A 13,294-nucleotide genomic window follows, 5' to 3' on the forward strand; every position below is an offset into this window, starting at 1 on the left:
ATCGTCCCCGGGGCTCACATCCGGAAATGTTCGCCGAGATAGACCTTGCGCACATCGGCGTTCTCGACGATCTCGCCCGGCGTGCCCTCGGCCAGCACCGCGCCCTCGCTGATGATGTAGGCGCGGTCGCAGATGCCCAGGGTCTCGCGCACATTGTGGTCGGTGATCAACACACCGATGCCGCGGCTCTTCAGGAAGCGGATGATGCGCTGGATCTCCAGCACGGCGATCGGATCGACGCCGGCAAAGGGCTCGTCCAGCAGGATGAAGCGCGGCTGGGTGGCGAGCGCCCGGGCGATCTCGACGCGCCGCCGTTCGCCGCCCGACAGTGCCGGTGCCGGGCTGTCGCGCAGCTTCTCTATGCTCAGATCGTGCAGCAGGCCTTCGAGCAACTCGTTGATGCGCTGGGTCGGCAGCGCCTTGCCATCGGGGCCGATCTGCAGCTCCAGCACGGCACGGATGTTCTCCTCGACATTGAGCTTGCGGAAGATCGAGGCCTCCTGCGGCAGATAGCTCAGCCCCAGGCGTGCGCGCTGGTGTATCGGCAGGCGCTGCACGCTCTGGCCGTCGATGGTGATCTCGCCGGCATCGGCCCGCACAAGACCGACGATCATGTAGAAGCTGGTGGTCTTGCCGGCGCCGTTGGGGCCCAGCAGGCCCACCACCTCGCCGCTGTTCACGGCCAGATGCGCGTTGGTCACGACCTTGCGCATGCCGTAGCTCTTCTGCAGCCCCGTCACTTCCAGGCGGCTGCGCGGAGCGCTTGCGGACTCCAGCACCTGGCTGCTCATCGGCGCCTTCAACGAGCGCTGGCCGGCTTGGCGCCGGGAACGGCCGACGCGGCGGCCTCGGCGTTGCGCGGAGCCAAGGTCATCTTGACCCGGCCGTTGGCCGCCGGTGTGGCGCCGCCCGCGGCCGAGAACACCTCGGCCAGATTGTCATAGGTGATCAGCGCGCCGGTCACCTCGTCGGCCACGGCCGTGCCGCGCAGGCGGCGCACCACAGCGCTGCCGATGAAGCGCACCGTCTCCAGCTTGCTGTCGTATTCGATGCGCTCGGCCGAGCCATCGATGAATTCGTCGACGCCATCGCGCTTCTGCCGGAAGCTGACCATCTGGCCCGCCCCTGCGGTCAGCACCGCGGTCTTGTAGCCATCGGGCGTCTCGCGCACCTCGGCCTGGTGGGCGCGCATCGTCAACGTGCCCTGGCTCATCACCACATTGCCGTTGACGACATAGTGGCGGCGTATCAGATCGAGCACGCTGCGCTGATCGGCCTCTATCGTCAGATCTTTCAGGCGGTCGGCTTTTTCCGCCTGCGTGCCCAGGGGCAGCAGGGCGGCAACGGCGATCAGGGCGAGAAGGCGTTTGGAGGGCTTTGGCATGGCGGCACAGTTCTTGCAGACCATTCTAGACCAGGGTTTGCACGCGTTGGGCGCTCAAAAACGACAAGGGACGCTCACGGCGTCCCTTTGTCATGTGGGGCGAGGCGCGCCGCGCTTACACCTTGCCGCTGCGCACGCGCTCGATCAGGAAGCTGGCCGTGACCACGGCCTGCTGCAGTGCCACGTTCTCGCCCGCGCCCTGGCCGGCCATGCTGGGCGAGGTCAGGAAGCGGCCACCGACACCGATGGCCGGCACACCGTCGATGCGATAGGCCTCGGAAAGCTTGACCGCCTGCTGGCATTTCGATTGCACGCTGAAGGAGTTGTAGACCTCCAGGAACTTCGGCGCCTCCAGCCCGTTCTTGCCCAGGAAGGCGGCCATGCTGTCGGCCGTGTCCAGCGGCTGGCGCTGCTGGTGGATGGCGTTGAAGATCTTCGGCCGAAACTCGGCCTCGCGGCCCAGGGCCTCCAGCGCAAAAAAGCTGCGCTGATGGGTCTTGGTGTTCTCGCGGAAGGCGACGTGCGAGCGGCGAAAGCCCACGTCGGCGGGCAACTGCTTGGTCCAGTTCTCGACCACCGGCTCGAAGGCATAGCAGTGCGGGCAGCCGTACCAGAAGAATTCGACCACTTCGATCTTGCCCGGCGCCACCGGCACCGGCGTGCCCAGCTTCTGATAGTGGCGGCCTTCAAGCGGGCCACCCTGGGCCATGGCCAGGCCGGGGATGGCGCCGGCCAGGGTGCTCAGCGCTAGGCGGGTGGAGAAGTCACGACGGTTCATTCGGTGTCCTGTCTGGAGGGAGTGCTTGCAGTGGAGTCGCGCCAGCCGGCTTGGTTCCGGGGCGCCGTCAATTTAGCGTTGTACGCGCACCAGCTGGGCTTCCTGACCGGAGCCCTCGATCTTCTGCTGTTGGGCCTCGGCCTCGTCCTTCTTGTCGAAGGGCCCCAAGCGTACGCGATAGACGGTGCGGCCGGCCTGTTCGCGTTCGAACACCTTGGCGCTGTAGCCCAGCATCGCCAACTTGGCACGCTGCTGTTCGGCATCTTCGGGCTTGCCATAGGCGCCGGCCTGGACGAAGTACATGAAGGGGTCCGCGCCGGCAGCGGCGGAGGCTGCGGCGGCCTTCGACGCTGCGGCCGTGGCCGGGGCAGGCCTGGAGGCTGCTGGCGCGACGGCGGGAGCCACAGGGGGCGCGACGACGGGCGCGACGGCGGGAGGCTGAGCCTCGGCCTCCGCCCTGGGTGCGCTGATCACGCCGCTGGCCGCCTTGGCCGCATTCTTGCCGGCCAGCGGCGCATTCGGATCCCAGTTCTTGTTACGCTCGGTTTCCATTGCGTCCTGCTCGGCGGTGCGCTGCGGCACCTTGTTCAGGAAGGGCACCGGCACCTTGGTGATGTACAGCGCCACGCCCAGGGCGATGGCCAGGCCGATCAGCAGGCCCACGATCATGCCCAGCACGAAGCCGCCCTTCTGGCCGCCCCCGCCACTCTTCTTGGCGGCCGGGGCCTTGTTCGCAGAATTTCTCATTCAGTCTCCATCTCGCGGGACATCACATCGGGTGCGCTGACGCCCAGCAGGGCCAGCGCATTGCGCAAGACCTGGCGCGTGGCCGTCAGCAGGGCCAGGCGCGCGCGGGTCTGGGCCGCATCATCGGTCAGGAAGCGCTCGGCCGCATAGTAGCTGTGGAACAGGCCGGCCACATCGCGCAGATAGAACGCCACATCATGCGGGGCCAGGTCTTGCGCCGCGCCACTGAGCATGCGCGGATAGTCGGCCAGCTTGAGCATCAGGGCGACCTCGGCGGGCGCGGTCAGCAGGCTCAGATCGGCCTCGCCCAGCGCGCTCTCGTCGCCGCCCCACTGTCGTATCACCGAGCAGATGCGTGCATGGGCGTACTGCACATAGAACACCGGGTTCTCGTCGTTCTGCTTCAGCGCCAGGTCCACATCGAAGGTGAACTCGGTGTCGGCCTTGCGGCTGATGAGGAAGAAGCGCACCGCGTCGCGGCTGGTCCAGTCGATCAGGTCGCGCAGGGTGACGTAGCTGCCTGAGCGCTTGGAGATCTTCACCTCCTGGCCGCCCTTCATCACCGTCACCATCTTGTGCAGCACATAGTCGGGGTAGCCCAGCGGTATGCCGACGCCGGCCGCCTGCAGGCCGCCGCGCACGCGGGCGATGGTGCCGTGGTGGTCGGTGCCCTGGACGTTGATGACCTTGCTGTAGCCGCGCTCCCATTTGTTGATGTGATAGGCCACATCGGGCACGAAGTAGGTGTAGCTGCCGTCCTGCTTGCGCATGACACGGTCCTTGTCATCGCCGTAGTCGGTGGTGCGCAGCCACAGCGCGCCGCCCTCTTCGAAGGTCTTTCCCGAAGCAATCAGCTTTGCAACGGTGGCCTCGACCAGGCCCTTGCTGTACAGGCTTGACTCGAGGAAGTAGTTGTCGAAGTGCAGACCGAAGGCCTGCAGGTCCAGGTCTTGCTCGTGGCGCAGATAGGCGACGGCGAACTGGCGGATGCTGTCCAGATCGGCCGGGTCGCCGGAGGCGGTGAACTCGCGGTCATCGGCCTTGACGGTGGCCTTGGCCATGAAGTCGTCGGCAATGTCCTGTATGTAGTCGCCGTTGTAGGCGGCCTCGGGCCAGTCGGCATCGCCGGGCTTCAGGCCCTTCAGGCGGTTCTGCGTGCTCGAGGCCAGCGTGGCGATCTGCACCCCGGCATCGTTGTAATAGAACTCGCGCAGCACCTTCCAGCCCTGGGTCTGGAACAGATGGCACAGCGAGTCGCCCAGCGCCGCCTGGCGGGCATGGCCCACATGCAGCGGGCCGGTCGGGTTGGCCGAGACGAATTCGATCATCAGCTGCTGGCCGTTGGCCGGCTGTTGGCCGAAGGTCTCGCCTGCGCTCAGCACCTCGGTCACGACGGCCTGCCGGGCGGCGTCGGTCAGGCGCAGATTGATGAAGCCGGGGCCGGCGATTTCCATGCTGGCCACCCAACGCTGCACCGCCGGGCGGCGCTGCAGCGCGTCGATCAGCGCCTGGGCCAGCTCGCGCGGGTTCTTTTTCAGCGGCCGCGCCATCTGCATGGCGGCGGTGCAGGCGAAATCGCCGTGGCTGGCCTGCTTGGGCGACTCGAAGGCGATCGGAATGGACAGCGCCGGGCCGTCGGTGGGGCTCAGTTCCCGGATCACTTCACCCAGGGCTTGGAGCAGGTCTTGCTTGGCTTGAATCATGAGCTGATTCTACGTTTGCTGCCCGAACCTCCCTCGGCTTGCTTTGCTGGTAGCAAAAGCCGAGACTGGCAGCACTTTTGCACATCTTCGCTCCCGGGCGAGCCTTCACAAGGTGGGAAGATAGCTCCTTCAGATGTCCAAATCAGACCTGACCCACTCCGAGCCCGACCATTTCGACCTGCCGCTTGACGGTGGCGGCGAGCCGCCCCTGCCTGCCTATGTGGGCAAGTACCGCATCCTTAAGCGCCTGGGCGAGGGGGCGACCAGCGAGGTGTTCCTGGCCCGGGACGAGTTCCGCGACACCGAGGTGGCGATCAAGCGCGTGCGCGGCGGCAGCGGCGAGGACGGCCCGTCGGGCCACTTCCCGAGCCGGCTGTTCGCCAACGAGGCGGCACTGGCCGGGCGGCTGCAGCACCCGAACGTGGTGCAGATACTTGACGCCTTCCCCGACCCGCACGAGCCCTATCTGGTGATGGAGTATGTGCCGGGCGTGACCTTGCGGCGCTTTTGCCGGCCCGACAACCTGTTGCCGCTGGACGTGATGGTGGAGGTGGGTTTCAAGTGCGCGATGGCCCTGTCCTATGTGTTCCGCCAGGGCGTGATACATCGCGACGTCAAGCCGGCCAATCTGCTGGCTGTGCTCGACGCCCAGGGCCAGGTCACCGACATCAAGGTCAGTGACTTCGGCAGCGCGCTGAACCTCAATTCCGACCGCACGCAGATCCACCGCGTCGGCTCGCTGGCCTATATGTCGCCCGAGCAGCTCGATGGCGGCGATCTCGATTGCCGCTCCGACATCTACTCGCTGGGTGCCGTGCTCTACCACCTGGTGGCCGGCCGGCCGCCCTTTGATGCGCCTGCTCAGGCCAGCCTGATGCACCAGATCTACAGCCAGGCGCCGGCCACCCTGCAGGGGCAGCGCGGGGGGGTGACGCCTGAGCTGGATGCGGTGATCCTGAAGGCCCTGGCCAAGCAGCCGCAGGACCGCTACGACGACTGGGAAGGCTTCGGCCGCGCCCTGTCCGACCTGGTGGCCAAGCAGCTGGTGCCGCTGGCGCAGTTCCAGGAGGTGATGGACTCGGAGCGCTTCAATCTGCTGCGCAGCCTGGACTTCTTCGTCGGCTTCGACGATGTGCAGCTGTGGGAGGTGGTGCACCGGGCGCGCTGGCGGCGCTACAGCATCGGCCACTCGCTCTACAAGAAGGGCCAGGAGGGCAATACCTTCCACATCATCGCGCACGGCGATCTGGAGGTGTTCCGCGACGGCCAGCGCGTCGCCCAGCTGGGGGCGGGCACCTCAGTGGGCGAGATGGCCTATCTGGCGCCCAACCCCGATCTGCGCCGCCACAGCACCGACGTGCTGGTAGCCTCGCCCTGCACGACGATCTCGTTCACGCCCGAGTCACTGGGCCAGCTCAGCGAGCAATGCCAGCACCGCTTTGACAGTGCCTTCATCCGCGTGCTGGTGCGCAGGCTGCATGCGGCGCATGAGGCGCTTGCCCACCCAAGACGAATCCTCTAGCGCGGCTCTTGGCCGCTGTGCTTCAATCACCAACGGCAATCATGCCCACCCTCTGGACGGAGAAGTCATTCATGAAAAAGATCTTCATCGCTTTCACGCTCGCCATGGCCGGACTGTCAACGTCTGCGCTGGCCGTCGATGCCAGCTGCGAGGCCAAGGCCACCGAGAAGAAGCTGGCCGGCGCAGCCAAGACCAGCTTCATGAAGAAATGCGAGAGCGATGCGAGTGCCGCCACCGCGTCGGCGGCCTGCGAGGCCCAGGCGGCCGAGAAGAAGCTGGCGGGTGCGGCCAAGAACAGCTTCGTCAAGAAGTGCAGCACCGACACCATGGCCGGCAATGCGCAGAGCGCCTGCGAGGCTCAGGCGGCCGAGAAGAAGCTGGCCGGCGCGGCGAAGAACAGCTTCGTCAAGAAGTGCGCCGCTGGAGGCTGAAGTCCTTGCGGGACAGACCTTGCGACCCACGCGCAGCGTGGCCGCACGCTCTGTCCCCAACTGACTAGGTAGTTCTGTAGCCCGGATGAAATCCGGGACCCCGGATTCCATCCGGGCTACTGCCAATATCCCTCATCCCCATAGCTGGCCTTTAGGAAATCAATCCACAGCCGCACGCGCAAGGCCAGATGCTTGCGCTGCGGAAACACCGCATAGATGCCGTTCGGCGGCGCGGCGAAATCATCTAGCACCGGCTGCAACCGTCCGGCCGCGATATCGGCCTCGACCTCCCAGGTGCTGCGCCAGGCCAGTCCCAGGCCGGCCACGCACCAGTCGTGCAGCACCTGGCCATCGCTGCAATCGAGCCGGCCGCTGGGGCGCAGATGGGTCAGCTGGCCTTCCACCGTGAAGGCCCAGCCGCGCGTCTGGCTGGCGTCCGAGCTCAGCGTCAGGCATTCATGGCGGCTCAGCTCGGACGGATGGGCCGGCACACCGGCGCGCTTCAGATAGCTGGGCGCGGCCACGCACAGGCGGCGGTTGTCGGCCAGGCGCAGGCTGACCAGGCTGGAGTCGGGCAGGTCACCGACGCGCACCGCGCAATCAAAACCCTCGTTGACGATGTCTATCACCCGGTCGCTGAGATTCAGCGACAGATGCACGTCCGGATGCTGGGCCAGGAATTTCGGTATCAGCGGCGCCACATGGCGGCGGCCGAAGCCGGCCGGCGCGGTGATGCGCACATAGCCGCTGGCCTTCAGCCCGCCGGCACTGACGCTGGCCTCGGCATTGGCCAGATCGCCCAGCAGGCGCTGGCAGTCCTCCAGAAAGGCGCTGCCCTCATGGGTCAGGCTGATCTTGCGCGTGGTGCGCACCAGCAGCTTGACGCCCAGGCGCTCCTCCAGGCCATCGATGCGCCGGCCTATCACCGCCGGTGCCACGCCCTCGGCCTGGGCGGCGGCCGTCAGGCTGCCCTTGGTGGCCACCAGGGTGAATGACTCCATCTGTTTGAGGCGATCCATGGGCCGGCATTGTGCGCTTTGATTCGGGTAAATAGTCAATTTTCGACCGGACTGCAATCAAAAAAGTCATGTATCAACTGCCGGGCAGCGTGTGAATGCACCGGGCAAACGGGCTTAAATTTCGGCCAAGGCTGGCAGATTCGCGCCGCCGCCCGGTTCCTATCTTCTTGATTGAGGTTGATGTCCATGACCACTGCCCGCACCACCCGCCACCGGCTCCAGATCGCCACGCCGCTGTACCGCTTCATCGAGGACGAGGTGCTGCCCGGCACCGGCGTGGACCCGGCCGCCTTCTGGGCCGGTTTCGATGCCATCGTGCACGACCTGGCGCCCAAGAATGCGGCCCTGCTGGCCGAGCGCGACCGGCTGCAGACCGAGCTCGACGCCTGGCACCGAGCCCATCCGGGGCCGATCGCCGACATGCCCGCCTACCGGGCCTTTCTGGAGCGCATCGGCTACCTGGTGGCGCAGCCGCAGCAGGTGCAGATCAGCACGGCCAACGTTGACGCCGAGCTGGCGAGCCAAGCCGGCCCGCAGCTGGTGGTGCCGATACTGAACGCACGCTATGCCTTGAACGCGGCCAATTCGCGCTGGGGATCGCTCTATGACGCGCTCTACGGCACCGATGCCATCGCGGAGACCGACGGCGCCGAGAAGGGCTCGGCCTACAACCCGGTGCGTGGTGCTAAGGTCATCGCCTTCGCCCGTGCCGTGCTGGACCAGGCCGCCCCGCTGGAGGGCGCATCACACCGCGATGCGAGCGGCTACCGAGTCGAGGCCGGTCGCCTGGTCGTGAGCCTGCTCGGCGGCGGGCAGACCGGCCTGGCCGACCCCAGCCAGTTCCTCGGCTACCGCGGCGAGGCCGCCACGCCCAGCTCGGTGCTGCTGCGCCACAACGGCCTGCACCTGGACCTGCAGATCGACCGCGGCACCGCCATCGGCCGCAGCGACGCCGCCGGCGTCAGCGACCTGGTGCTGGAGTCGGCCCTGTCCACCATCCTCGACCTGGAAGACTCGGTCGCCGCCGTCGATGCCGAAGACAAGCTGCTGGCCTATCGCAACTGGCTGGGCATCCAGCTGGGCACCTTGACCGAGGAGATCAACAAGGGCGGCCGCATCAGCACCCGCAGCCTCAACCCGGACCGGCACTACACCGCTGCGCAGGGTGGCGAGCTGGCCCTGCATGGCCGTTCGCTGATGTTCGTGCGCAATGTCGGCCACCTGATGACGAATCCGGCCATCCTGTATGCCGACGGCAAGGAGATCCCCGAGGGCATCATGGACGCGGTGATCACCGTCACCATCGCCCTGCATGACCTGCAGCGCCATGGCCGCGACGGGCTGCGCAATTCGCGCCAGGGCTCGGTCTACATCGTCAAGCCCAAGATGCACGGTCCGGCCGAGGTGGCGTTTGCGGCCGAGCTGTTCGGCCGCGTCGAGCAGGTGCTGGGCCTGGCGGATAGCACCGTCAAGCTGGGCATCATGGACGAGGAGCGCCGCACCAGCGTCAACCTCAAGGCCTGCATTGCCGCGGCCAGCAGCCGTGTGGCCTTCATCAACACCGGGTTCCTGGACCGCACCGGCGACGAGATGCACACCGCCATGCTGGCCGGACCGATGCTGCGCAAGGGCGATATGAAGACCAGCGCCTGGATACAGGCCTATGAGCGCAGCAATGTGCTGGTGGGCCTGTCCTGCGGCCTGCGCGGCCGTGCCCAGATCGGCAAGGGCATGTGGGCCATGCCCGACCTGATGGCGGCGATGCTGGAGCAGAAGATTGCCCATCCGAAGGCCGGCGCCAACACCGCCTGGGTGCCCTCGCCGACGGCCGCCACCCTGCACGCGCTGCACTACCACCAGGTCAACGTGGCCTCGGTGCAGCGCGAACTCGAGCAGCAGGATGCCAATGCGCTGCGCGACGAGCTGCTGGACCGCCTGCTGACGGTGCCGGTGGTGGCCGAGGCCCGCTGGAGCGAGGCCGAGCGCCAGCAGGAGCTGGACAACAATGTGCAGGGCATTCTCGGTTATGTGGTGCGCTGGGTCGACCAGGGCGTGGGCTGCTCCAAGGTGCCCGACATCCACAATATCGGTCTGATGGAGGACCGCGCCACCCTGCGCATCTCCAGCCAGCACATCGCCAACTGGCTGCACCATGGCGTGGTCAGCGCCGATCAGGTGCGCTCATCCTTCGAGCGCATGGCCGCGGTTGTCGATGGACAGAACGCTGGGGACGGCGCCTACCGCCCGATGGCCGGCCACTTCGCCACCTCGGCCGCCTACCAGGCCGCACTGGATCTGGTCTTCAAGGGCAAGGAGCAGCCCAGCGGCTACACCGAACCCCTGCTGCATGCCTGGCGGCTGAAGGTCAAGGCGGCGGCAGCCTGAGGCCCGTCAAGCTGCAAGCCCGTCGATCAGGCATAAAAAAACGGCGCCCGAGGGCGCCGTTTCTATTGGCCTGATGCGAGATCAGAACTTGGCGGTGGCGCCCAGGAAGAACGAGCGGCCGAAGACGTCGTAGTAGCCAGGGATGGTGTCCAGGGCCTGCGTACCCGAAGTGCCCGATGCGAAGATCGGCGGCTTCTTGTCGAACAGGTTGGTGATGCCGGCGAACAGCTCGACGCCCTTGCGCAGGTTGTAGCCCACGCGCACGTTGTGGTACGTGTGTGCGCCAATCTTCGGGAAGCCGTCGGCCGTCGTGCCCACGGCCATGTCGGCGCGGCCGATATGACGCATGTTCCAGTTGGCCTTGAACGGACCCTTCTTCCAGCCCACGTTGGCGTTGGCCGTCATCTTGATGAAGCCCTGGTCGGAGGTCGAACCGCCGGCCTGACCCAGGAGGTCAACTTCGGGTTCGCCGGCCAGCGGCAGCTGGGTGGCCTTGTCGTAGAACGTCGCAATCGCCGACAGGTCGAAGTCACCCCAGTTGGCGGTCTTGAAGCCGTAGCGAACGTCCAGGTCCACGCCCTGGATGTCCAGCGAGGCCACGTTCTGCAGCTCTTCGTTCACCGAACGCAGCACGTAGTTGGCGCCGGGCAGCAGCGGGTGGGTGCCACGGGTCTTGGATCCGCACAGCAGACGGTTCGGCGTGTCGTAGCACAGGTTCACAGCGGTCTGACGCGAGACCGTGGTGATCATGTCCTTGACCTTGATGTCGAAGCGGTCGATCGCCAGCGAGAAGCCCTTCAGCGCCTTGGGCGTGAACACCAGACCATAGGTCATGGTCGTGCCGATTTCGGGGTTCAGGTTGGCATTGCCACCCGAGAAGCCCTCGACGCTCTGCTCGATCGACTGTGCCGGCACGTAGTTGGTCGGCACGCCGTCGGCCGCGCAGTTGGCGGCGCGGGTCGGGTTGGCATTGCGACGCGATTCCGTGCAGGGGTCGTTGACGACGCCGAAGGTCTGGCCGATGCCGGACAGCTCGCCGGGCACCGGGGTGCGCACGGCACGGGCCTTCATGGCACGCAGGCGCAGGCCATCGGTGGGCTCCCAGTCGCCGCCGAACTTCCAGGTGTTGTAGCTCTTGCTGTTGCTGCTGGAGTGACGATATGCGCCTTCCAGGTTCAGCGAGTTGATGAAGGGCTTATCGGCCAGCACCGGAACCAGCATTTCAACAAACACTTCGCGCGTCTTGATCTTGACGTAGTCGGTGTCGCCGATCTGGTTGCCGGTCACGTTGCCCAGATTGATCTGGGTATCGTGGTCCAGGCCGCCCTTGAGCGTGCGCGACTCGGCACCGAAGGCGGTGCGCACATCACCGGCGGGCAGCTTGAACGGCGAACCGGACAGGCTGACGATGGTGTCGTTCAGTGTGCTCTTGCCGCGCGAGGAGGTGTCCACCGTCAGGTAGTCGGCCATCGCCTTGGTGTAGGGAGCGAAGGGGTTGATCGGCACGCAGCCATTGCCGCGAGCGGCTGCGTCGATGCAGCGGTAGGTGCCGGGCGCGCCGGGAACCGGTTCAACACGCAGGCCGTGGTACAGCTGGCCCAGGCCGACCGAACCTTCGGTGCCCAGGTTGACCGTGGTGCGGCCGAACACATGAGAAGCTTCCCAGCGCCAGTCCTGGCCCAGGCCCATCAGGCTGTCCAGTTCGCCCTTGACGCCGAACACGGTACGTGCCACGTCACGGTCGCTGCTGGCGCCGCGGTTGCCGCCCAGCGTCTCGTTCGAGAAGCGCTGCCACCAGTTCATTTCGGTCTGGCCGGCGGCGTCCAGTGCGGCCTTCATGGCCGGAGGCACGAAGGGGTTGGTCGCGGGGATCGAGGGCTGCAGGCCGCCAAAGGTGTTGGCATTGGCCTGGAAGGGGTGACCTTCGAACGACGAGTCCACCGAACTGGTCGAGAAGTTCACTTCGCCGAAGGCGGTGACGTTCTTGTTGATCTTGTACTCGGCTTCGCCGGCGGCGACGACGCGCTTGGTCGGGATCGCCAGGTCGCGCTGGGCATTGCGGTTGTAGCCGTCGGTTGCCGTCGAGAAGGGGATCAGGTTGCCGTTGGCATCGGTGAAGCTGTTGCCACGGCGCGTGAAGCTGCCGGTGCCGATGAAGAAGCGACCGTTGGCGCCCACGCCCGAGCGAGCGGCCGGGCCCTTGATCAGCGAGTCGGGCGAGCCCCAGAAGATGTCGTCCTCGCAGATCTCGCGGTCCTTGCAGCTGACGCGGCCGTCCTTGTGGAATTCCAGCGTCAGCAGCGCGCGGCCGCCGTCACCGAACTTGCCGCCCATCATCACATGGGCCTGCGTGCCCTTGTTGTCGCCCTTGGAGGCTTCGCCGTACTGAACGCCGACTTCAACGCCTTCGAAATTCTTCTTGGTGATGATGTTGATCACACCGGCGACCGCGTCGGCGCCATAGACGGCCGATGCGCCGCCGGTCATGACTTCGACGCGCTCGATATTGGCAAACGGGATGGAGTTGAAGTCAACGCCGGTGCCCGTGGTCGTGCCACCGGGGAAGCGACGACCGTTGACCAGCACCAGGGTGCGGCCCGCGCCGAGGTTGCGCAGATTGGCCTGCTGCAGACCGGAGGACTCGACACCGGAGAAGGTGGACTGCGTGCGCGAGGAGCCGAAGGACGGCGTGAACTGCGGCAGCTGGGTGGCCATGTCGGCGAAGTTGGTGACGCCGATATTGGCCATCGTCTCCGTCGTCACTGCCAGCACCGGCGTCGTGCCTTCGAGGTTGGGGCGAACAATGCGCGAACCGGTCACAACGACGGACTCGATCTTCTCGACCTTGTCTGTGGTCTGCGCCATCGCGGGCAGTGCCGGCAACATGCCGGTGACCAGCAGCGCCGCCGCGGCGCTGAGCTTGTTTCTCTTGAACATGGGAATCTCCAGATAAGGATGTGTGGTTGCATTGCCCCTGTCAGGCCGTACCCGCCGGATGGGCGGGCGCAAACACAGCGTGACAACAACTTGACTTAGGGTAGTTGTTCGGAAATTTTAGGAGGGGGTGGCTGCGGTGAAAAAAGGGCTCGTTTCCTGTTGCAGCAGTGCAACGAGAAAGGCCCAGGTTTTCCCGTAGAAAGGGCATTCGAAAGCTGCGCGCGGCGGCCTGAATGCAGCCCCGCGATTCGCCGTCAGCGAGGCCGTTTCCAGGGCGTAGGCTGTCCTGGCCCGGGGCGCACGCAGCGGCCGTGCGGGCTGCAACAAATTGCATCCCCCCGCGTCAAGGAATACCCTAAAAAAGCATCAAGGAATACCCTTAAATTGC

General features: G+C 66.1%; 10 protein-coding genes. 3 read left to right on the top strand and 7 right to left on the bottom strand.

What is annotated here, in order from left to right:
* Positions 1-14 precede the first annotated feature (14 nt).
* The 5 genes from lptB to argS all read right to left on the bottom strand — a co-directional run bounded on the left by lptB (position 15) and on the right by argS (position 4,612).
* Positions 15-791 (bottom strand): LPS export ABC transporter ATP-binding protein, encoded by a 777-nt coding sequence (gene lptB / locus DES47_RS10400; protein ID WP_133700581.1) that lies wholly within the window; start codon positions 789-791, stop codon positions 15-17.
* An 8-nt stretch (positions 792-799) separates the two neighbouring features.
* Positions 800-1,384, bottom strand: coding sequence for a lipopolysaccharide transport periplasmic protein LptA (gene lptA / locus DES47_RS10405; RefSeq protein WP_133700582.1), 585 nt, complete (start codon positions 1,382-1,384; stop codon positions 800-802).
* A 115-nt stretch (positions 1,385-1,499) separates the two neighbouring features.
* Complete coding sequence (locus DES47_RS10410) at positions 1,500-2,162, bottom strand: thiol:disulfide interchange protein DsbA/DsbL (protein WP_133700583.1); 663 nt, start codon at positions 2,160-2,162, stop codon at positions 1,500-1,502.
* A gap of 72 nt (positions 2,163-2,234) precedes the next feature.
* On the bottom strand, positions 2,235-2,909 hold the full coding sequence (locus DES47_RS10415) for an SPOR domain-containing protein (RefSeq protein ID WP_133700584.1): 675 nt from the start codon (positions 2,907-2,909) through the stop codon (positions 2,235-2,237).
* Positions 2,906-4,612: an arginine--tRNA ligase gene (argS, locus tag DES47_RS10420; protein ID WP_133700585.1), complete on the bottom strand. Its 1,707-nt coding sequence runs from the start codon at positions 4,610-4,612 to the stop codon at positions 2,906-2,908. The genes DES47_RS10415 and argS overlap by 4 nt, the downstream gene beginning before the upstream one ends.
* A 133-nt stretch (positions 4,613-4,745) precedes the next feature.
* On the opposite strand from argS, the gene DES47_RS10425 reads away from it, so the two are divergent.
* Positions 4,746-6,134: a serine/threonine-protein kinase gene (locus DES47_RS10425; protein ID WP_133700586.1), complete on the top strand. Its 1,389-nt coding sequence runs from the start codon at positions 4,746-4,748 to the stop codon at positions 6,132-6,134.
* 71 nt (positions 6,135-6,205) lie between these two features.
* A complete protein-coding gene (locus DES47_RS10430) occupies positions 6,206-6,565 on the top strand; it encodes a PsiF family protein (RefSeq protein WP_133700587.1) in 360 nt (119 codons plus the stop codon).
* A gap of 116 nt (positions 6,566-6,681) precedes the next feature.
* On the opposite strand, the gene DES47_RS10435 is transcribed toward DES47_RS10430, so the two are convergent.
* Entirely contained in the window at positions 6,682-7,584 is a 903-nt protein-coding gene (locus DES47_RS10435) for a LysR family transcriptional regulator (RefSeq protein ID WP_133700588.1), read from the bottom strand.
* A 180-nt stretch (positions 7,585-7,764) separates the two neighbouring features.
* Between DES47_RS10435 and DES47_RS10440 the strand changes: the two genes are divergently transcribed.
* Positions 7,765-9,969: a malate synthase G gene (locus tag DES47_RS10440; RefSeq protein WP_243748247.1), complete on the top strand. Its 2,205-nt coding sequence runs from the start codon at positions 7,765-7,767 to the stop codon at positions 9,967-9,969.
* A gap of 81 nt (positions 9,970-10,050) precedes the next feature.
* Here the strand turns inward: DES47_RS10440 and DES47_RS10445 are convergent, their stop codons facing one another.
* Complete coding sequence (locus tag DES47_RS10445) at positions 10,051-12,906, bottom strand: TonB-dependent receptor domain-containing protein (RefSeq protein ID WP_133700589.1); 2,856 nt, start codon at positions 12,904-12,906, stop codon at positions 10,051-10,053.
* Positions 12,907-13,294 lie beyond the last annotated feature (388 nt).

It is taken from the genome of Roseateles toxinivorans (assembly GCF_004362525.1).
In the GTDB taxonomy this organism is placed as follows: Bacteria; Pseudomonadota; Gammaproteobacteria; order Burkholderiales; family Burkholderiaceae_C; genus Paucibacter; species Paucibacter toxinivorans.